The organism is Nonomuraea africana (assembly GCF_014873535.1).
Classification (GTDB): domain Bacteria; phylum Actinomycetota; class Actinomycetes; order Streptosporangiales; family Streptosporangiaceae; genus Nonomuraea; species Nonomuraea africana.
On record NZ_JADBEF010000001.1, the window covers coordinates 4,490,701 to 4,509,658 of the forward strand.

21 protein-coding genes and 1 riboswitch are annotated in these 18,958 nt (G+C 71.0%); of the genes, 14 read left to right on the forward strand and 7 right to left on the reverse strand.

The annotated features are described in order from the left end of the window. The first annotated feature begins 14 nt into the window (after window positions 1–14). From H4W81_RS21170 to H4W81_RS21195, 6 genes are all read left to right on the forward strand, one after another. Window positions 15–1,439 carry an ABC transporter substrate-binding protein gene (locus H4W81_RS21170; protein WP_192776400.1) on the forward strand — a complete coding sequence of 475 codons (1,425 nt, stop codon included), beginning with the start codon at window positions 15–17 and terminating at the stop codon, window positions 1,437–1,439. Next, complete coding sequence (locus H4W81_RS21175) at window positions 1,439–2,326, forward strand: carbohydrate ABC transporter permease (protein ID WP_192776401.1); 888 nt, start codon at window positions 1,439–1,441, stop codon at window positions 2,324–2,326. Before H4W81_RS21170 ends, H4W81_RS21175 begins: the two co-directional genes overlap by 1 nt. Window positions 2,327–2,336: 10 nt before the next feature. Beyond that, window positions 2,337–3,221 (forward strand): carbohydrate ABC transporter permease, encoded by an 885-nt coding sequence (locus tag H4W81_RS21180; RefSeq protein ID WP_192780953.1) that lies wholly within the window; start codon window positions 2,337–2,339, stop codon window positions 3,219–3,221. Window positions 3,222–3,241: 20 nt separating this feature from the next. After that, on the forward strand, window positions 3,242–4,225 hold the full coding sequence (locus H4W81_RS21185; protein WP_192776402.1) for an aldo/keto reductase: 984 nt from the start codon (window positions 3,242–3,244) through the stop codon (window positions 4,223–4,225). A 112-nt stretch (window positions 4,226–4,337) separates the two neighbouring features. After that, entirely contained in the window at window positions 4,338–4,634 is a 297-nt protein-coding gene (locus tag H4W81_RS21190) for a cupin domain-containing protein (RefSeq protein ID WP_192776403.1), read from the forward strand. Beyond that, complete coding sequence (locus H4W81_RS21195; RefSeq protein WP_192776404.1) at window positions 4,631–5,500, forward strand: aldo/keto reductase; 870 nt, start codon at window positions 4,631–4,633, stop codon at window positions 5,498–5,500. The genes H4W81_RS21190 and H4W81_RS21195 overlap by 4 nt, the downstream gene beginning before the upstream one ends. Before the next feature lie 117 nt (window positions 5,501–5,617). Here the strand turns inward: H4W81_RS21195 and H4W81_RS21200 are convergent, their stop codons facing one another. Continuing rightward, entirely contained in the window at window positions 5,618–6,361 is a 744-nt protein-coding gene (locus H4W81_RS21200) for a L,D-transpeptidase family protein (protein WP_318781863.1), read from the reverse strand. Between the two features lie 173 nt (window positions 6,362–6,534). Here H4W81_RS21200 and H4W81_RS21205 point away from each other — a divergent pair, with 173 nt between their 5' ends. Both H4W81_RS21205 and H4W81_RS21210 read left to right on the forward strand, forming a co-directional pair. Continuing rightward, window positions 6,535–7,011, forward strand: coding sequence for a YbaK/EbsC family protein (locus H4W81_RS21205; protein ID WP_192776406.1), 477 nt, complete (start codon window positions 6,535–6,537; stop codon window positions 7,009–7,011). Further along, window positions 7,008–7,553, forward strand: coding sequence for a GNAT family N-acetyltransferase (locus tag H4W81_RS21210; RefSeq protein WP_192776407.1), 546 nt, complete (start codon window positions 7,008–7,010; stop codon window positions 7,551–7,553). The genes H4W81_RS21205 and H4W81_RS21210 overlap by 4 nt, the downstream gene beginning before the upstream one ends. A gap of 241 nt (window positions 7,554–7,794) precedes the next feature. Here the strand turns inward: H4W81_RS21210 and metF are convergent, their stop codons facing one another. After that, a complete protein-coding gene (gene metF / locus H4W81_RS21215; protein ID WP_192776408.1) occupies window positions 7,795–8,715 on the reverse strand; it encodes a methylenetetrahydrofolate reductase [NAD(P)H] in 921 nt (306 codons plus the stop codon). 98 nt (window positions 8,716–8,813) lie between these two features. Between metF and H4W81_RS21220 the strand changes: the two genes are divergently transcribed. Beyond that, entirely contained in the window at window positions 8,814–9,860 is a 1,047-nt protein-coding gene (locus H4W81_RS21220; protein ID WP_192776409.1) for a polyprenyl synthetase family protein, read from the forward strand. Between the two features lie 117 nt (window positions 9,861–9,977). Here H4W81_RS21220 and thiE read toward each other — a convergent pair whose 3' ends face one another. From thiE to H4W81_RS21235, 3 genes are read right to left on the reverse strand one after another with little or no spacing between them, the layout of a single operon-like run. Beyond that, the gene (gene thiE / locus H4W81_RS21225) at window positions 9,978–10,613 is read right to left on the reverse strand and encodes a thiamine phosphate synthase (protein ID WP_192776410.1); all 636 of its coding nucleotides are present in this window, start codon (window positions 10,611–10,613) and stop codon (window positions 9,978–9,980) included. Continuing rightward, window positions 10,591–10,965 (reverse strand): Rv2175c family DNA-binding protein, encoded by a 375-nt coding sequence (locus H4W81_RS21230; RefSeq protein WP_192776411.1) that lies wholly within the window; start codon window positions 10,963–10,965, stop codon window positions 10,591–10,593. Before H4W81_RS21230 ends, thiE begins: the two co-directional genes overlap by 23 nt. Before the next feature lie 30 nt (window positions 10,966–10,995). Further along, window positions 10,996–12,171, reverse strand: a complete 1,176-nt coding sequence (locus H4W81_RS21235; RefSeq protein WP_318781864.1) for an NAD(P)/FAD-dependent oxidoreductase — start codon at window positions 12,169–12,171, stop codon at window positions 10,996–10,998. A 57-nt stretch (window positions 12,172–12,228) separates the two neighbouring features. Further along, a riboswitch (TPP riboswitch) is annotated at window positions 12,229–12,344 on the forward strand. On the opposite strand from H4W81_RS21235, the gene thiO reads away from it, so the two are divergent. From thiO to H4W81_RS21260, 5 genes are all read left to right on the forward strand, one after another. Then, window positions 12,333–13,388, forward strand: a complete 1,056-nt coding sequence (gene thiO / locus H4W81_RS21240) for a glycine oxidase ThiO (protein WP_192776413.1) — start codon at window positions 12,333–12,335, stop codon at window positions 13,386–13,388. Its footprint overlaps the riboswitch before it by 12 nt. A gap of 14 nt (window positions 13,389–13,402) precedes the next feature. Continuing rightward, a complete protein-coding gene (thiS, locus tag H4W81_RS21245; protein ID WP_192776414.1) occupies window positions 13,403–13,603 on the forward strand; it encodes a sulfur carrier protein ThiS in 201 nt (66 codons plus the stop codon). Next, complete coding sequence (locus H4W81_RS21250; RefSeq protein ID WP_192776415.1) at window positions 13,596–14,351, forward strand: thiazole synthase; 756 nt, start codon at window positions 13,596–13,598, stop codon at window positions 14,349–14,351. Before thiS ends, H4W81_RS21250 begins: the two co-directional genes overlap by 8 nt. A 167-nt stretch (window positions 14,352–14,518) precedes the next feature. Beyond that, window positions 14,519–16,441, forward strand: coding sequence for a Stk1 family PASTA domain-containing Ser/Thr kinase (pknB, locus tag H4W81_RS21255; RefSeq protein ID WP_192776416.1), 1,923 nt, complete (start codon window positions 14,519–14,521; stop codon window positions 16,439–16,441). 40 nt (window positions 16,442–16,481) lie between these two features. Continuing rightward, on the forward strand, window positions 16,482–16,631 hold the full coding sequence (locus H4W81_RS21260; protein ID WP_192776417.1) for a hypothetical protein: 150 nt from the start codon (window positions 16,482–16,484) through the stop codon (window positions 16,629–16,631). Between the two features lie 46 nt (window positions 16,632–16,677). On the opposite strand, the gene alc is transcribed toward H4W81_RS21260, so the two are convergent. Both alc and allB read right to left on the reverse strand, forming a co-directional pair. Further along, entirely contained in the window at window positions 16,678–17,625 is a 948-nt protein-coding gene (alc, locus tag H4W81_RS21265; RefSeq protein ID WP_192776418.1) for an allantoicase, read from the reverse strand. Between the two features lie 16 nt (window positions 17,626–17,641). Next, window positions 17,642–18,946 carry an allantoinase AllB gene (allB, locus tag H4W81_RS21270; protein ID WP_192776419.1) on the reverse strand — a complete coding sequence of 435 codons (1,305 nt, stop codon included), beginning with the start codon at window positions 18,944–18,946 and terminating at the stop codon, window positions 17,642–17,644. Window positions 18,947–18,958 lie beyond the last annotated feature (12 nt).

An 18,958-nucleotide genomic window follows, 5' to 3' on the forward strand; every position in this document is an offset into this window, starting at 1 on the left:
CACCCCCCATGGACATGAACCGCCGACAGATCCTGGCTCTCGCGGTGGCGGCCGCCGCCGTCCCTGCGCTGAGCGCGTGCGCGGGGGACACCCGCCAGCAGAAGCAGGCCGCCGCGCCGGTGAAGTCGGGCGTGCCGACCCTCGACCCGAACCGGCCGGGCAACGAGACCTGGCCCTTCGAGCAGGCCGAGGCGCTCAACAGGTCGCTGACCTGGCCGAAGACGAACGTGCCCGACCCGTCGTCGAAGGTCGTGATCACGATCGCGAACACCTCCGACGTGATCGCCGAGGTCCGCAACGCGCAGTTCGACTTCTTCTTCAAGCAGCGGCACCCGAACATCGAGATCAGGCGCGAGACCTCGACGTTCGACTCCTTCCTCACCAAGTACATGGCCCAGGCGGCGGGCGGCTCGCTGCCCGACGTGATGTACAACCACTACTCCTGGACGCAGAACTTCATCGCCAACGGCATCGTCCATCCGCTGGACGAGTTCATCGCCAGGACACCCGACTTCGGGATGGCGGACCTGCCCGAGGCGGGCCTGGCCTACTTCCGGCGGGACGGCAAGCTGTACGGCCTGCCCACCGACATGGCGCCCAAGCTGCTCTACTTCAACAAGGACATCTTCGACAAGGCGGGGCTGAAGTACCCGGACGAGACGTGGACCTTCGAGAAGATGATCGAGACCGCCAAGAAGCTCAAGAGCGGCTCGGGCGCCACGAAGATCTTCGGCTTCTCGCCGTCCCCGAAGCCCGCCCCCGACCTGTCGACGGTCTTCCTCATGCCGTACGGCGGGCGCTTCCTGTCTCCGGACGAGACCCAGGTGGTGATCAACTCGCCCGAGGCCGTCAAGACCATGAGCATGTGGCTGGACCTGCTGGTCAAGGACGGCGTCACACCCAGCCTCGCCGAGGAGCTGCTCCTGGAGAAGGTGGACCCGTGGAAGTCCGGCCACGCGGCCATGCACATCAACGGTGCCTGGATCATGACGGAGCTGTCCAAGCAGAAGGCGTTCAAGTGGGGCGCCACGCACGTGCCGAAGGGCCCGCAGGGCCGCTTCAGCCCGGCGGTCGGCAGCGCGCTGGTGATGCCCGCCTCCTCGCAGAACAAGGAGGCCGCGTGGATCTACATGTACGAGTACCTATCGACCTCCGGCTACCAGTTCCGCAGGATCAGCGCCCCCGCCCGCCAGTCGGCGTGGCTGCCCAACGCCGAGGCGCTCGGCATCCCGAAGGAGACCGCCGAGCTGGTGAAGGAGATCCTGGCCGACTACGCCACCAGTGACGGCGTCATGCGGATGCCGGCGACCAAGAAGATCGTGGACACCGCCAAGCCGATCTGGGAGCGCGCGATGATCGGCAAGGTCGACGCCGAGACGGCGCTCAAGGAGATCGCCGACAAGGTGGCCCCGCTGCTGGCCGAGAACAAGATCGCGTGATGAGCACCGTCCTCGCCCGCCGCGAGGCGCGGCGCTTCCACCTGTTCGTCTCGCCGTGGCTGATCGGGTTCGTCCTGTTCACCGCGGGCCCGATCGTCGCCGCGGTCGTCATCAGCTTCATGCAGTGGAACCTGCTCAGGTCGCCGGTGTGGGTGGGGTTCGCCAACTACGAGCGGATGTTTTCCGACCCGGAGTTCTGGGAGTCGCTGGAGAACACCTTCCAGTACGGCCTGGGCTCGGTGGCGCTCGGCGTGACCTTCACCTTCCTGCTGGCGCTGCTGCTCAACCAGCCGCTGCGCTTCCAGGGCCTGTTCCGCACCGTGATGTACATGCCGTCGGTCGTCTCCGGCCTGGCCACCGCGCTGCTGTGGCTGAACATCCTGCACCCCGACTACGGCCTGATCAACAAGGTGCTGGCGGCCGTCGGCGTCCAGGGCCCGGGCTGGCTGGCCTCGCAGGAGTGGGCGATCCCCGCGCTGGTGCTGATGAGCGTGTGGGGCGCGGGCAACACGATCGTCATCTACCTGGCCGGTCTCCAGGGCATCCCGAAGACGCTCTACGAGGCGGCCGAGATCGACGGCGCGGGCTGGTGGCGCAGGTTCTGGAGCGTCACGGTGCCGATGATGTCGCCCGTCATCTTCTTCAACGTGGTGACGGGCTTCATCGCGGCGCTGCAGGGCTACGTGCTGATCCTGGTCATGACCGAGGGCGGGCCCGGCAACGCGACGATGGTGCTCGGCCTCTACATCTACCGCCACGCCTTCGTCTACTTCGACATGGGCTACGCTGCGGCGCTGTCCTGGGCGATGTTCGCGCTCATCATCGCCGTCACGCTGATCCAGTTCGGCCTGGCCAGGCGCTGGGTCCACTACGAGTTCGCCAGGTGAGGACGCCGTGATGTTCCTGAGGAAGACGGCGGCGCCCGCCCAGCTGACCTCGCAGCAGGCCGAGCGGATCAGGCGGATCAGGCGCTCGGGCGCCTACATCCTGCTGGCGATCGCCACCGTGGTGTTCCTGCTGCCGTTCCTGTGGATGGTGACGACCTCACTGAAGTCGGACGAGGCCAACCTGGCCTTCCCCCCGCAGTGGCTGCCCGACTCCTTCCACTGGGAGAACTACGAGCGCGGCTGGTTTGGCTCCCTGCCGTTCAACACCTTCCTGCTCAACACGGTGCTGATCACCGCGCTGTCGATGCTCGGCAACCTCGTCTCGTGCGTCCTGCCCGCCTACGCCTTCGCCAGGATGCGGGCGAGGGCGGCCGGCCTCATGTTCGCGGCGCTGCTGGCCACCATGATGATCCCGCGCGAGATCACGCTGGTGCCGAAGTTCATCCTGTTCTCCAAGCTCGGCTGGGTCGACACCTACCTGCCCCTGGTGGTGCCCGAGTTCTTCGGCGTGGCGCTCTACATCTTCCTGCTGCGCCAGTTCTTCACCACGATCCCGCAGGAGCTCATCGACGCCGCCCGCATCGACGGCGCCTCGGAGCTGCGCATCCTGTGGCGAATCATGCTGCCGCTGTCGAAGCCCGCGATCGCGGCGATCTGCCTGTTCTCCTTCGTGGGCAACTGGAACCAGTACCTGGAGTCGGTGATCTACATCCGCACGACGGAGAAGTTCACGCTCCCGCTGGGCCTGGCCATGTTCACCGACCAGTACGCCACGCAGTACAACCAGATGATGGCGGTCGCCCTTGTCTCCATGCTGCCGATCGTGATCCTGTTCTTCGTGGCGCAGAAGACGTTCATCCGCGGTGTCACGCTGACCGGCATCGCGGGAAGGTAACCGAACCAGATGGGAACGATGTGAACCACGATCGCCAGCCGTACCGCAGGTGTGGCCGTAGCGGGCTGCTGCTGCCCGCGATCTCCCTGGGGCTGTGGCACAACTTCGGCGACGGCAGGACTCTGGAGAGCCAGCGAGAGATCCTGCTCAAGGCGCTCGACCTGGGCATCACCCACTTCGACCTGGCCGACCGCTACGGCCCGCCGCTCGGCGCGGCCGAGCACACCTTCGGCGCGATCCACCGGCGCGACCTGCGCCCGCTGCGCGACCAGATCGTGGTCTCCACCAAGGGCAGCAACCCCATGTGGGACGGCCCGTACGGCAAGGGCAACTCCCGCAAGCACCTGCTTGCCACGCTCGACCGCTCCCTCGACCGGCTGGGCCTCGACTTCGTCGACATCTTCTACCTGCACCGCGAGGACCCCGAGACACCGCTGGAGGAGCAGGCGGCCACGCTCGACCACCTGGTCCGCACCGGCAGGACGCTCTACGTCGGCGTCTCCAACTTCAGCCCCGAGGCCACCACCGAGATCGCCGCCCTGCTGCGCGGCCTGGGCACTCCTCTGCTGGTCCACCAGCCGCGCTACTCCATGATCAGGCGCGGCATCGAGGAGAAGCTGCTGTCCGTGCTCGAGAGGGAGGGCGTCGGCTGCGTGGTCTACTCGCCGCTGGCGCAGGGTCTGCTGACCGACCGCTACCTCGACGGCATCCCCGACGACTCGCGCGCCGCCGAGGGCCGCTTCCTCGGCAGGAGCGACGTCACCCCCGAGGTCGTCGGCTTCGTCCGCGCGATCGGCGCCATCGCCGCCGAGCGGGGGCAGACCGTGGCGCAGATGGCGCTGGCATGGGCGCTGCGCGACCCGCGCGTCACCTCGGTGCTGGTGGGCGCGTCCAGCGCCGCCCAGCTGGAGTCGAACGTCGCCGCCGTCGACCGGCTCGGTTTCACCGACGACGAGCTGGCCGCCCTCGACCGGGCCGCGAAGGAGGCGGACGTCCTTGCGTAGGCGCCCGGGGAAGGGACGGGAACACGATGGGTAGGGGCACCCCCGGCCCGATGGAGGGACGGGAACACGATGCGTAGGTGCACGCCCGGCCCGGGGAAGGGACGGCAACACGATGCGTAGGAGCACGCTGGCCGCCTTCGGGCACGGGGTGGGGCTGCCCGGCTATCGGGTGCACTCGGGCGGGGTGTCCACGCTGGCGCCAGGCGAGATCAGCCACGCCAGGGGCCCGCACACCCACCCCGACCCCGAGATCTTCCTCATTCTCTCCGGCACCGGCCGCGTCCACCTCGACGGGGAGTCCTCGGGCTTCGCCGCCGGCGACGTGCTGATCGTCGAGCCGGGCGAGGACCACCACCTGGAGGCCGTCTCCGAAATCGTCACCACCTGGCTGCACCTGGAGCGCATGTGACGCTGCCCGCTCTCGGACTCGGGGGCGGGCCCCTCGGCAACTACCTGCGCCCCATCTCCGAGGCCCAGGCCGAGGCGGTCGTCGAGGCGGCGTGGGAGGCGGGCATCCGCAGGTTCGACACCGCTCCCTTCTACGGCCTCGGCCTGTCCGAGCGGCGTCTCGGCCGGGTCCTGCGCGGCCTGCCGCGCACGGAGTTCGTCATCTCCACCAAGGTCGGCAGGCTCGTACGGCCGGGCCCCGGCGCGCCCGTTCCGTTCGCCGTGCCCGGCGACAGGCACGCGGAGTGGGACTTCAGCCGTGACGGCGTGCTGCGCAGCGTCGCCGACTCCCTCGACCGCCTCGGCCTCGACCACGTCGACACGCTGCTGATCCACGACCCCGACCAGCACTGGCCTCAGGCGCTCGACGAGGGCTTCGCCACGCTCGCCGAGCTGCGGGCCCAGGGGGTGGTGAAGGCGATAGGGGTCGGGATGAACCAGTCGAAGATGCTGGTGGAGTTCGTCAGGCACGCCGACCCCGACGTGCTGCTGGCCGCCAACCAGGTCACGCTGCTACGCAGGTCCGCCTTCGAGGAGCTGCTGCCGCTCTGCCTGTCGCGCGGCATCCCCGTGGTGGCCGCGAGTCTGTTCCACCGCGGCGACCTGGCCGCTCCCCCGCCGGACGCCCCGCCCGAGGTGCGACGCTACGCGGAGGCCTGCGCCAGGCACGGGGTGCCGCTGGCGACGGCGGCGATGCGCTTTCCCCTCAGGCATCCGGCGGTGCGCTCGATCCTCATCGGCGCCCACACCCCCGAACAGGTCGCGTCCAACGTCGCCGACTTCCACCACCCGGTCCCCGAGGCGCTCTGGCACGAACTGGAGACCTGACCACCCGAGGCCCCCACCGGGCGCGAACTGGGAAGCGGACTTGCCCGGAGTCCCCATGGGCGCGCGCCGGTGAAGGGCGCGCCCGGGTCGCGCGGGACCGGCGCGGCCGCCCCCGGTCTAGCGGGAGAAGCGGCCGCGGACGTGCACGGGAACGCCCTTGGCGAGCAGGCCGGGCAGCACCTCGGCCACGTTCATCGGCAGCCGCACGCAGCCGTGCGAGGCCGGGTACAGCGGCACCGACAGCGCGCCGTGGAAGGCGATCCCGCCGTTGAAGAAGATCGGGTTGTAGAGCTGCCCCAGGTAGGACCGGTGCCAGCCGGAGGCCCGCCACGTCGTCCTGAAGTTGCCCGTCGGCGTGGTCGCCGACCCGCAGAAGCGCTGGGACTTGCCCTGCCACACGGCCGTCTCGCAGTAGGCCACGCCGCTGCCCGAGGAGATGTGCGTGATCAGCTTCACCTGGTCGTCGACGTAGAGGACCATGATCTGCTTGGACAGGTTGACCTCGGCCCTGGAGGGCTTGCCGTTCGGGACCAGGACCTTGGGCGTCTTCGGGTTCTCCAGCGCCGCCCACGTGCGCTTGCCGATGGTGCTGGACGGCTTGATGCCGTTCACCTTCTGGAAGGCCCACACCGCGGCGAGCGTGGTGCCGCCGTACCTGCCGTCGACCTTGCCCGGCAGATAACGCAGGTTCTTCAGGCGCTGCTGGAGCCACTTGACCGCCGAGCCCTTGGAACCGAGCTTGAGCGTCTTGCCCGGCGCGGTGACCGCACCGGCCTTCACCAGCACGCCGGCCGCGGCGACGGGGGCCTGCACGACCCGCGTGGCCCCCGCCACGGGCCGCACGTCCTGGGGGGCGGCCACCGAGCCACACGCTGAGAGAACGACGGTCCCAGCCGTCAGGAGAGCAGCCAGACCGAGCTGACGTGGAGGCCTCATGCCATCCATCCCCTCAAATGGTTAACAATCGAATCAAAGGACCCTAGCGCACCACCATGCCTCGGCAATCCATTGGTCAATCTGTTTAGAGTGGGCCCATGCCCGAAAAGTTGCACCCCAACGCCGCCCGCGTGGCGTCGGCCCTGCGCGAGCTGGGTGCCACAGGTGAGATCGTGGTCCTGCCGGACTCCGCGCGCACCGCAGCCGAGGCGGCGTCGGCGGTGGGCGTCGACGTCGGCGCCATCGTCAAGAGCATGCTCTTCGACGCCGACGGCGCTCCCCTGCTGGTGCTCACCAGCGGCGCGCACAACGTGGACGTGAATTTGATCGCCCGCACCGCGGGAGCCGCCAAGGTGCGCAGGGCCACGCCCGAGTTCGTGCGCGCGGCGACCGGGCAGCCCATCGGCGGGGTCGGTCCCGTGGGGCACCCCGCGCCCATCCGCACCCTGGTCGACACCTGGCTCGGCAAGCACGAGGTGATCTGGGCGGCGGGCGGCCACCCGCACGCGGTCTTCCCCACCACCTTCGACGAGCTGCTGCGCATCACCGGCGGTACGGCGGTCGAGGTCGAGTGATCGAGATCCGCGGCGCGGGACCTGCGGAGTTCACCGACCGTCTCGAGACGGTGATGAGCATCTACACCGCCGCCATGCACCCTCCTGTGGAGCAGATCACCGGGCGGCAGGCGATCATGCGCGGCCACGGCGCGAACCCGGGCTTCCACTGCCTGTTCGCCGAGCTGCCCGGCGGCACGACGGCGGGCTTCGCCTACGGCTTCCACGGCATGCCCGGACAGTGGTGGCACGACGTCGTCTACCGCGCGATGCAGGAGAAGTCGGGCACCGAGGTGGCCGAGGCGTGGCTCGGCGATTCACTGGAGCTGGCGGAGGTCCACGTCCACCCCGACTACCAGGGCAAGGGCATCGGCAGGACGCTGATCCGCGCGCTGTGCGAGGGGCGGCCCGAGCGCTCGGTGGTGCTGTCGACCCACGACCTCCCCACCGCCGCCCGCCATCTTTACCGCACGCTGGGCTTCATCGACCTGCTCACCCAGTTCGTCTTCCCTGGCGGCTACGAGCACTACGCCATCGCAGGCGCGGTCCTCCCCCTCCGCTGATCCTTTTTCATCCTGTACGGCAAGCCCGGTCATGCCCACCGGGGTCACCGCTGAGCGCCCGTCCATCACGCGTTCTCCAGCGGGACTCCGGCTCGCCGCCGTCACGTCAGGATCGTCGGCCTTGAAACCTTCGCCGTGACAGCGGAGGCGAAGTCCCGCTGGGCGCACCCCCGCGACGGACGGCGCCCCGTGCGGAGCGGGGGCGCCAGACCGGCTTCGCCGTACCGGATGATCTTTGGGGTCAGGCGGACAGCGCCGCCGGCTGGAGGAGTTGGAAGACTTCGCGGGTGGCGCTGGAGCGGTTGAAGGTGATGAAGTGGATGCCCGGCGCGCCCTCGTCGAGCAGCCGCTGGCACAGCTTCGCGCCCTCGTCGATGCCCAGCCTGCGCACCGCCGCCGGGTCGTCGGCGACGGCCTCGAACCGCGCGGCGAGCGCGGCCGGGAACGGCGCGCCCGACAGCTGCTCCGACCTGGCGATCGTGCCGATGTTCGTGACCGGCATGATGCACGGGATGATCGGGGTGTCGCAGCCCTTGGCCGCCACCCTGTCGCGCAGGCGCAGGTAGTCGTCGGCCTGGAAGAACATCTGGGTGATCGCGTAGTCGGCTCCGGCCCGGCACTTGTTGACGAAGTAGTCGGTGTCGGACTCGATGGTGGCCGAGCGCGGGTGCTTGTAGGGGAAGGCGGCGACGCCGACGCAGAAGTCGCCCGACTGCCGGATCAGCTTGACCAGCTCCTCGGCGTAGAGGACGCCCTCGGGGTGCTGGACCCACTCGCCGTTGGGGTCGCCGGGCGGGTCGCCGCGCACGGCCAGGATGTTGCGCACGCCCGCGTCGGCGAAGCGGCCGACGAGGTGACGCAGCTCGCGGATGGAGTGGTTGACCGCCGTGAAGTGCGCGACGGGCGTGAGCGTGGTCTCGTGGGCGATGCGCTCCACGATGTCGACGGTGCGGTCTCGGGTGGAGCCGCCCGCTCCGTAGGTCACGGAGACGAAGGTCGGCCGGAGCGCCTCGAGCTCCCTGATGGAGCGCCAGAGCTGCCTCTCACCCTCCTCGTTCTTCGGCGGCATGAACTCGAAGGAGAAGGAACGTTCGCCGGAGGCAAGCAGATCACGGACGGTGGGGACGCGATCGGGAAGGACGGAGGGTTGACCCAGAGCCATAATCCAAGGCTACCGGTACGAAGCCGGGCCCCGCCGTCACGTCCATATGACGGGAGCGGGAGATCGAAACCCCAGCTACAGCCCGTTACTCTCATGGCATGAGCATGGACACCCTCCGCACCGAGGTGGATCGGTCCCTCGGGGAGTTCCTCGACCGGCAACGCCCCATCGTCAACGGCCCGGATCTCGCACCCTTGCTCAACGCGGCCAGGGAGCTGCTCTCGGGCGGCAAGCGGCTGCGTCCCGCCTTCTGTTACTGGGGCTGGCGCGCGGCGGGCGGCGGCGACGAGCCCGGGATCTTCGTGGCCGCCGCCTCGCTGGAGCTGCTGCAGGCCAGCGCCCTCGTGCACGACGACGTGATGGACAAGAGCGACCTGCGCAGGGGTATGCCCTCGGCGCACCGCCGGTTCCAGCGCCTGCACGAGAAGAGCGACTGGTACGGCTCGGCCGAGCAGTTCGGCGAGGGTGCGGCGGTCCTGCTGGGCAACCTGCTGCTCATCTGGTCCGGGGAGATGTGGCGCTCGAGCGGCCTGCCCCACCTGGAGGTCGCCCAGCCGTACCACGACCACATGCGCACCGAGCTGATGTGCGGGCAGTACCTCGACCTGCTGGAGCAGGCCCACGGCGAGAACACCTTCGACTCGGCGCTGCGGGTGGCGCTGTACAAGAGCGGCAAGTACTCCGTGGAGCAGCCGCTCAGACTGGGCCTCACCCTGGCGGCGGGCGGCGGCGCGCCGTGGATCGAGGAGCTGTGCGTGGAGTACGGCAACCGCGTCGGCATCGCCTTCCAGCTGCGCGACGACATCCTCGGGGTGTTCGGCGACCCGGTGGAGACGGGCAAGCCCGCGGGTGACGACCTGCGTGAGGGCAAGCGCACCATGCTCATCGCCCGCACGCTGGCCGCGGCGACGCCCGAGGACGCGGCGACCGTGCGGCGGCTGCTCGGCGACTCCGACCTCGACGCGGAGGGGGTGGCCAAGCTGCGCGGGATCATCGAGGGGAGCGGGGCGCTCGACGAGTGCGAGGAGATGATCGCCAGGTATCTGGAGGAGTCGCTCGCCTCGCTGGCCGACGCGCCGATCACCGAGGAGGCGCGCTCGGCGCTGGCCGACCTCGCGGTCGCGGCCACCTCTCGCAAAACCTGACCGGGCACCCGGTCCCGAGACCGCTCGCGCCGACAGCGCCGCTTCGGCCCTGTCGCCTGATGGCTGGGGTGGTTGCGGCCGCCGAGGTGTCGTCGGCGGCCTGCCAGGTGGGGCGCGTCAGGGGGCCAGGCGTTTGGCGAATTCGGCCGCCGCCGCGCCGGGGTCCTCCGCCTCGGTGATCGCGCGAACGACCACGACGCGGCTCACGCCGTACGACCTGACCTCGTCGAGGTTGTCGAGGTCGATGCCGCCGATGCCGAACCACGGCCGGCCCTCGCCGAGCCCCGTCGCGTGCCTGAGCAGGTCGGGCCCCGGCGCGTGCCGTCCCGGCTTGGTCGGGGTCGGCCAGATCGGGCCGCAGCAGAAGTAGTCGACGCCCTCCTCCACGGCGGCCGCCGAGGCCTCCGCCGCCGAGTGCGTGGACCTGCCGATGAGGATGTCGTCGCCGAGGATGTCTCGCGCGACGCGCACCGGCAGGTCGTCCTGGCCGAGGTGGAGCACGTCAGGGCGGGCCGCGAAGGCGATGTCGGCCCGGTCGTTGACCGCCAGCAGCGCGCCGTGCCGGTCGCAGGCGTCGCGGAAGACCTCGAGCAGCGCGAGCTCCTCGCGCGCCTCCAGGCCCTTCTCCCTCAGCTGGACGATGTCGACCCCGTTGGCCAGCACCGCGTCGAGGAAGTCGGCCAGGTCACCCCTGGACCGACGGCCGTCGGTGCAGAGGTAGAGGCGGGCGTCAGAAACCGAGCGCTTGGGCACGCCGCTTGACCTCGGTGTGGCGACCGGCCTTGATCGCGTCGATGGGCGAGCCCGGCAGGGACTCGTCGGGCGTGAACAGCCAGCGCAACGACTCGACGTCGTCGTAGCCGGCGTCGAGCAGGAGCGTGAGCGTGCCGGACAGGCCCTTCACCACGTCCTTGCCCTCGAGGAAGGCGGCGGGCACCTGCGGCCCCCCGCCGCCTCGGCGTACGCCGAGGAGCTTGTGGTCCTTGAGGAGCTGCTTGGCCCTGCCGATCGTCAGATCGAGGCGCGCGGCCACTTCGGGGAGAGTGAGCCACTCGCCGACGAGCTGGTCGGTCTCCCGGTCTATCTGTGCAACAGAAAGCGTCACGAATCCACCACTACCACATCGCGTCCTTGCTCAAACAACACAATCACGGAGAGCCACCTCGGGATCGGCCAGGCGCCCCGGATCGAGGCGCTGGCCTGCCTCGATGAGCCTACGGCCCTGGACGAGGTCGCGGGGCCTGTTGACGGTCAGGACGGCGGCCAGCCGGTCGTCGTCGGTCAGCCAGCAGACCGACCACCTGCTCACCGGCGCGGCGGCCGCCGGATCGCCGCGGCGCACCAGGCGGGCGCCCGCGTGGTGACCCGCGTACTGCACCATGTGACCGAACTGCTCCGACCAGAAGTACGGGACGGGATCGTACACGGCCTCGTCGCCCAGCAGGCTGGCCACGGCCACCTCGGGGGCGTTGAGCGCGGTGTCCCAGTGCTCCACCCGCAGCCTGGTGTGGAAGCGGCGCGACCACCAGGCCGCGCAGTCGCCGACGGCGACCACGTTCGGCAGGGAGGTGCGCAGGTGCTCGTCGGCGACGACGCCGTTGTGCAGGTCGATGTCGGAGCCGGCCAGCCACTCGATCGTGGGCCGCACGCCGATGCCGGTCACGACCACGTCGGCCTCGATGCTCCCGCCGCCGACCAGGCTCACGCCGCCGGGGTCCACGGAGCCGACCATGGTGTTCAGCCGCAGGTCGATGCCTTCGTACCAGCGGATGGTCTCGGCGCCCACCTCCGCGCCGACCACGTGCGCGAGCGGGGCGGCGCCCGCCTCCAGCACCGTGACCGCGCAGCCCGCCTTCCTGGCGGCCGTGGCCACCTCGGCGCCGATCCAGCCCGCCCCGATGATCACTACTCGGGCCCCCGGGACGAGCTCGGCGCGCAGGGCCAGCGCGTCGTCGAGGGTGCGCAGGACGTGCTGGCGGCCCTCGCCCGGCAGCCTGATCGGCTCGGCTCCGGTGGCGATGACCAGGCCGTCGTAGGCCATCTCGCCCTCGGTGGTCTCCACCACGCCCTCGGCCAGGCCCTTGGCCGACACCCCCGCCCGGTGCTCGACCTCCATGCCCTCCAGATCGGAGTCGACGAAGCTGGAGTCGGCGTCGCCGAGGAGCACCGCCTTCGACAGGGGCGGACGGTCGTAGGGCCGGTGCCGCTCCTCCCCGATCAACGTGATCGTGCCGCCGAATCCGCGTGCTCTGAGAGCCTCGGCGCTGCGTACCCCTGCCAGTCCCGCACCTACCACCACGACATGGTTCACGGTCAAGACCATAACCAATGGTTCAAGGGTGACGTTCGGCGTGAGTAGGCTGGACGGTGGAAGACGCGCGGGAGTCCGGCCACACCGGGCTGAGAGGAAGGCTTCGACGGGCCTTCGACCGCAAGACACCTGATCCGGATCATGCCGGCGAAGGGAGCGAGATGGACCTGATCGTGGGCGGCGGCGTGGTGGGCCTGTCCGTCGCCTGGCGGCTCGCCAGGGCCGGCCAGGCCGTCACGGTGATCGACCCGGCCCCCGCCTCGGGCGCCTCCCATGCCGCCGCGGGCATGCTGGCCCCCGTCAGCGAGGTCGCCTACACCGAGGAACCGCTGCTCAGGCTGGGCCTGGCCGCGCTGGAGCGCTGGCCGGCCTTCGCCGCGGAGCTGGAGGCCGACAGCGGCCTGTCCGTCGACTACCGCGCCCACGGCACGCTGGACGTGGCCTTCGGCGCCGACGACCTGGCCGCGCTGGAGGAGCTGGCCGCTTTCATGGACAAGCTGGGGCTGCCGGTCGAGCGCCTGACGGGGCGCGAGTGCCGCCGCCTGGAGCCGATGCTCTCGCCGTCCGTGCGGGGCGGGGTGCTGGCGGGCGGCGACGCGTGGGTGGATCCCCGTCGCGTCACCGCGGCCCTGCTGGCCGCGCTGGAGGCGATGGCGGTCCCCCTCGTACGGCGCCGCGCCACCGGCCTGCTCGACGGCGCGGTACGGCTGGCCGACGGCGAGGTCCTGACCGGCGAGCGGGTCGTCCTGGCCGCGGGCGCGTGGAGCGGCGAGCTCGCCGACGTGCCCGTGCGGCCGGTGAAGGGCCAGATCATGCGCCTGCGCTCCCCCTACCCGCTGCTCGGCAGGTGCGTGCGCGGCATGGTGCACGGCTCGCCCGTGTACCTCGTGCCGCGCGGCGACGGCGAGGTGGTGGTCGGCGCGACCCAGGAGGAGCTGGGCTTCGACACCAGGGTGACCGCGGGCGGCCTGTACGAGCTGCTGCGCGACGCCAGGGAGCTGGTGCCCGGCGTCACCGAGCTCGAACTCGGCGACGTGGTGGCGGGGCTGCGCCCGTGCACCCCCGACAACGTGCCGCTGATCGGCCCTTACCGCCGGGGGCTCGCCCTGGCCACGGGACACCACAGGGGCGGCGTGCTGCTGGCTCCACTCACCCCCGCGCTCCTCGAGGGCGAGGAGCCCGAACTGGCCGCCCTGTGCTCGCCACAGCGGTTCTGAACAAGGAAGTGCCGATGCAAGTGACGATCAACGGGGCCGCGCACGAGGTGCCGGACGGCACCACGGTGGCGCAGGCCGTCCAGCGGCTGACGGAGCAGACCACGGGCGTCGCCGTCGCGCTCAACGACGAGGTGGTCACCAGGGGCACGTGGGCGACCACGGCGCTGGCCGACCGCGACAGGATCGAGATTCTCACGGCGGTGCAGGGTGGATGAACTGATCATCGCGGGCGAGAAGTTCTCCTCGCGGCTCATCATGGGCACCGGGGGCGCGCCCTCGCTGGAGGTGCTCGACCAGGCGCTGGCCGCCTCCGGCACCGAGCTGACCACGGTCGCGATGCGCCGCCTCGACCCCGCCGCGCGCGGCTCGGTGCTCGACGTGCTGCGGGCCCGCCAGATCAAGGTGCTGCCCAACACCGCGGGCTGCTTCACGGCGGGCGAGGCAGTGCTGACCGCCAGGCTGGCCCGTGAGGCGCTGGGCACCGAATGGGTCAAGCTCGAGGTCATCAACGACGAGCGGACCCTGCTGCCCGACCCGATCGAGACCTTCGACGCGGCCGAGCGCCTGGTGGCCGAGGGGTTCGTGGTCCTGCCGTACATCGGGGACGATCCGGCGCTGGCCCGCCGTCTGGAGCAGGCGGGGTGCGCGGCGGTGATGCCGCTCGGCGCGCCGATCGGCTCGGGGCTCGGCATCCGCAACCCGCACAACATCGAGCTGATCGTCGAGTCAGCCTCGGTGCCGGTGATCCTCGACGCGGGCATCGGCACGGCGAGCGACGCGGCGCTGGCGATGGAGCTCGGCTGCGACGCCGTGCTCCTGGCCACGGCCGTGACCAGGGCGCAGCGGCCCGACCTGATGGCCGCGGCGATGCGCGCGGCCGTCCAGGCCGGACGGCTGGCCCGCCAGGCCGGGCGGATCCCGAGGCGGCGCTACGCGGAGGCCTCCTCGCCGATGACCCCGTGATGCGCCAAGAGAGGGCTGCCTGAAGGGGCCGTCGTTCATGGGGAGACCTCCTGGGACGCGAGCTCGCTTGCCCGGCGCGGCTCGCCGTTCAAGATCATGGAACAAACGGGCATCGGTTTCGGATTGTCCGGCCCTGCCGGTGGCAAATCGCCCGTAAACTCGGCCGGGTGGACACGACGATTGCGGACCCCCTGGTCGGGAGACTCCTCGACGGGCGCTATCGCATCGAGTCCCGGATCGCCCGGGGCGGGATGGCGACGGTCTACCTGGCACTCGACATCAGGCTCGACCGCACGGTCGCGCTCAAGGTGATGCACCGCTCCCTCGCGGAGGACCCCGCGTTCGTGCGCAGGTTCATCGGCGAGGCCAAGTCGGTGGCCAGCCTGTCGCACCCCAACGTGGTGCACGTCTTCGACCAGGGCACCGACGGCGACGTGGTGTACCTGTCGATGGAGTACGTGCCCGGCAAGACGCTGCGCGACGTGCTGCGGGCGCGGGGCCGGCTGCCCGCCCGCGAGGCGCTGGAGATCATGATCCCGGTGCTGGCCGCGCTCGGCGCCGCCCACCAGCAGGGCATGGTGCACCGCGACATGAAGCCCGAGAACGTCCTGCTCACCGACGACGGCCGGGTCAAGGTCGTCGACTTCGGCCTGGCCAGGGCGATCGAGGCGACCAACCAGACGCGCACCGGCGTGATGATCGGCACGATCGGGTACATGTCGCCCGAGCAGGTCATGACCGGCGGGGCGGACGTCCGCAGCGACGTCTACGCCGCGGGCATCATGCTGTTCGAGCTGGTCACGGGGCGGCAGCCGTACGACGGCGAGACGCCGATGTCGGTCGCCTACCGGCACGTCCACGACACGGTGCCGCCGCCCTCGTCGCTGGTGGAGGCGCCGCCGCTGATCGACACGCTGGTGGCGCAGGCCACCGCGCGCGAGCCGGACGACCGTCCCGCCGACGCCACGGCGATGCTGGTGGCCGCGGTCGACGCGCACCGGATGCTGCCGAGGGAGTCGAGCCCGCCGTACAGCACGGGCCAGCACTTCGCGCCCTCGGGCGAGCATCAGCGCGCCCGTGTCGCTCCCGCCAACCCGACGCTGGTGGCGCCGCGCACCGAGGTGCTGACGGCGCCCGCGGGGCAGTCGGAGCCGCCGCGCAGGGGCGGCTTCAGGCCCAACTGGTTCCTGGTGACGCTGGCCGCGCTGATGGTGGTGGCCGTCGGCCTGACCGGCTGGTACTTCGCGCAGAACCAGTACGTCTTCGTGCCGGAGCTGGTCGGCAAGAACGTCACGATCGCCAAGAACGAGGCCGTCAAGAACGGGTTCGTCGTGAAGGTGGCCGAGGGCCAGTACGACGAGAAGGTCGGCGAGGGCAAGGTGCTGAGCACCGACCCGGTGGGCCGGACCGAGGTGGAGGCGGGCGCGACGATCACGATCGTGCCGTCGCTCGGGGCCAAGCGCGTGACCGTGCCCAACGTCGAGGGCCTCGACCAGAACGACGCAGCGGTCAAGCTCTCCGAGGCGGGCCTGGAGCTGGGCAAGGTGACCAAGGTCGCCAACCCGAAGGTGCAGCGCGGTCTCGTGACGCAGACCAGGCCGAGCATCGGCGACAAGGTCAAGGAGGGCACCAGCGTCAACCTGGTGCTCAGCGCGGGCCTGGTGATGCCCGACGTCAGCGGCATGTCCAAGGACGAGGCCGCCCAGTTCCTGACCGAGCAGGGCTTCCAGGTGCAGGTCAACGAGGTCGACGACGACGCCGAGCCGTGCACGGTCATCGCGCAGAACCCCAGGGCCAAGGCCGAGGTCGATCCCGGCACGATGACCAGCGTCACGGTGTCGCGTTGCGGCGGCGGCTGGAGCGACTGGTTCGGCAGGAACAACGGCAACCACGAGGCCGAGGACCAGGCGGAGTTCAGGATCGTCCCCAACGTGGTGTTCAAGAGCGTGCAGGACGCCACGACAGAGCTGCAGCAGCAGGGCTACAAGGTGAGGGTGCGCAACATCTCGAACGGGGCGCAGGTGCGCTTCCAGAGCCCGCGCGGCGGCGAGGAGCGGCCCCCGAACACCATGGTGACGATCTGGCGCTGACCGTTCGGAACGTGACAGCGCCCGGCGCGGTAGTACGGGTGTGAGACTCTTCCCGGCGGTCGCGGTCCTGCTGGCGGCCTCCGCCTGTGCCTCGGCGGAACCCGCCGCCCCGCCCGTACCCGCTCCCGTCGCGAGCGCACAGAGCACCCCGAGCGGGCCGAACACCGCGAGCGCCGCGCTCGGCCCGTGAGCCCCGTGGACGCCCGGCGGTGTGGACGCCTGGGCGGACGCTCCCCCTAGGCGAGGGTGCCGAACAGGCGGATGCGGGCCAGACCGCCGTCGGGGTAGATGTCGACGCGGACGTACGCCGCGGGCCGGTCGTCGTCCACACGGAAGCGGTGCGGGGTGTCGGGCTGGAGGCGAGTCCTGGGCAGCAGCTCGAACCACGTCTCACCGTCCGCGCTGGCCCGCAGCGAGACCGCGCCGGGCGCGTTGTACAGCAGGTTCGTGGTGTCGAGCTCGATCAGCTTGATCACCCCGAGCGCGGCCAGGCGGATCACCAGCCAGTCGTTGCCACCGTCGCGGCGGCGCGCGGTCTCCCAGCCCTCCGCCTGGTGCCTGGCCAGCCCGGGGGCCAGCGCGTTGTTGGGCGCGGAGTAGAACTCGTTGGAGCAGGAGGTGACCACCGCGCCGTTGGCCAGCGCGGCCAGGTCGAGGCCGAGCCCTTCGTAGACCGACAGGTCGGGGCGCACCTCGCCGTGCACGCGCAGGCGGGCGATGCCGCCGTCGGGGAACATGTTGAGCCTGACGTGGGTGTAGCGGCCCTCGTCGGCGACCTCGAAGTGGTGCTCGGCGTCGCCCTTGAGATCGCTCTTCGGCACGATCTCCACCCACTCGGCCGCCTCCAGCTCGGCGACGCTCGGGTGGCCCTCGACCGCGCAGGCCTCGACCGAGGCGTGGGGCGGGTAGTTGCCCTTGAACCAGGCGGTGTCGATCACGACGCCGCGGATGACGCCGGGCATGCCGAGCCGGACGATCGCCCAGTCGTGGCCTGGCTCGCGGCGGCGGCGGGTCTCCCAGCCGTCGTAGACCTGTCCCTTGTTGCCGAACGTCTCGGCCTGGAAGCCGGGACGGCCCGGCCTGATCAGGCTCTCCTTCTCGGCGAAGGACTCGTCGTTGGCGGCGACGACCGACCCGCCGAGGGTGCGGAGGGACAGATCGGGAAGGGTGGTGAAGCTGGGCATTCGGTGTGCTCTCCTGTCAGAGGAAGGCGCCGCGCGGTGGGGCGGCGAGGTCGACGGGCGCGCCGCGCAGCCAGGTGGTGCGCACGACGCCCTTGAGCAGGCGGCCGTGGTAGGGCGTGACGGGGTTCTTGTGGTGCAGGCCCGCCGCGTCGACGGGGTGGTCGGCGCCGGGATCGAAGGCCACCAGGTCGGCGTCGTTGCCGGGGCGCAGGCCGCCCTTGCGCGGGATCCCGGCCAGCGCGGCGGGGTTGGCCGACATCCAGCGCACGACGTCGGCGAGGCCGTGGCCCCGGCCCGACGCCTCGGTCCAGATCGCCGGCAGGCCGAGCTGGAGCGAGGCGATGCCGCCCCACGCGACGGCGAAGTCGGGGACCTTGAGGTCGGACGGCGAGGGCGAGTGGTCGGAGACGACGCAGCTCAGCACGCCGTTCGCCAGGCCCGCCCAGAGGAGGTCGCGGTTGGCCGCCGAGCGGATGGGCGGGCAGCACTTGAAGGCGGTGTCGCCGTCGGGCACCTGCTCGGCGGTGAGCGTGAGGTAGTGGGGGCAGGTCTCGGCGGAGACGCGCACCCCCTCGCGCTGGGCGGCGGCGAGGGGCTCCAGGCAGTCGGCGCTGGAGACGTGCAGGACGTGGACGCGGGCGCCGGTCTCCCTGGCCAGCTCGATCACCTGCTCGACCGCGCGGCGCTCGGCCGCGCCCGGCCGCGACTCGAGGAACTCCGGATAGGTCGGGCCCGTGGGGTCGGCCAGCAGCGTGGGGTCCTCCGCGTGGACGACCATCAGCCCGTCGAACTCGGCGATGACCTTGAGCGCCTGCCGTACCTCGTCCGGGGTGAGCGGCGGGAACTCGTCCACGCCCGAGGGGGACAGGAAGCACTTGAACCCGTGGACGCCGCGCTCGTGCAGCGGGCGCAGGTCGGCGAGGTTGCCGGGAATCGCGCCGCCCCAGAAGCCGACGTCCACGTGGCACTGGCCGCGCGCGGCCGCCTGCTTGGCGTCGAGGGCGTCCACGTCGACGGTGGGCGGCAGGGAGTTGAGCGGCATGTCGACGATCGTCGTGACGCCGCCCGCCGCGGCCGCGCGGGTGGCCGAGGCGAAGCCCTCCCAGTGCGTCCGGCCCGGCTCGTTGACGTGCACGTGGGTGTCGACCAGGCCGGGCAGCAGGGCCAGGTCGCCGAGGTCGGTGTCCTGCGCGGCGTCGAGCGTGGCGGCGTAGGGGTGCAGCGCGGCGATCCTGCCGTCCCTGACGGCGACCGCCGCGGGACGCTCGCCGTCGGGAGTGACGGCCCTGCGGGACCTGACCACGAGGTCGTACTCGGTCATCTCCTGCCTTCC

Excerpts from the sequence above, each read along its gene's own strand:
- H4W81_RS21170 (WP_192776400.1), top strand. The coding sequence starts at position 15 with ATGAACCGCCGACAGATCCTGGCTCTCGCGGTGGCGGCCGCCGCCGTC.
- H4W81_RS21175 (WP_192776401.1), top strand. The coding sequence starts at position 1,439 with ATGAGCACCGTCCTCGCCCGCCGCGAGGCGCGGCGCTTCCACCTGTTC.
- H4W81_RS21180 (WP_192780953.1), top strand. The coding sequence starts at position 2,337 with ATGTTCCTGAGGAAGACGGCGGCGCCCGCCCAGCTGACCTCGCAGCAG.
- H4W81_RS21190 (WP_192776403.1), top strand. The coding sequence starts at position 4,338 with ATGCGTAGGAGCACGCTGGCCGCCTTCGGGCACGGGGTGGGGCTGCCC.
- H4W81_RS21205 (WP_192776406.1), top strand. The coding sequence starts at position 6,535 with ATGCCCGAAAAGTTGCACCCCAACGCCGCCCGCGTGGCGTCGGCCCTG.
- metF (WP_192776408.1), bottom strand. The coding sequence starts at position 8,715 with ATGGCTCTGGGTCAACCCTCCGTCCTTCCCGATCGCGTCCCCACCGTC.
- H4W81_RS21220 (WP_192776409.1), top strand. The coding sequence starts at position 8,814 with ATGAGCATGGACACCCTCCGCACCGAGGTGGATCGGTCCCTCGGGGAG.
- thiO (WP_192776413.1), top strand. The coding sequence starts at position 12,333 with ATGGACCTGATCGTGGGCGGCGGCGTGGTGGGCCTGTCCGTCGCCTGG.
- thiS (WP_192776414.1), top strand. The coding sequence starts at position 13,403 with ATGCAAGTGACGATCAACGGGGCCGCGCACGAGGTGCCGGACGGCACC.
- alc (WP_192776418.1), bottom strand. The coding sequence starts at position 17,625 with ATGCCCAGCTTCACCACCCTTCCCGATCTGTCCCTCCGCACCCTCGGC.
- allB (WP_192776419.1), bottom strand. The coding sequence starts at position 18,946 with ATGACCGAGTACGACCTCGTGGTCAGGTCCCGCAGGGCCGTCACTCCC.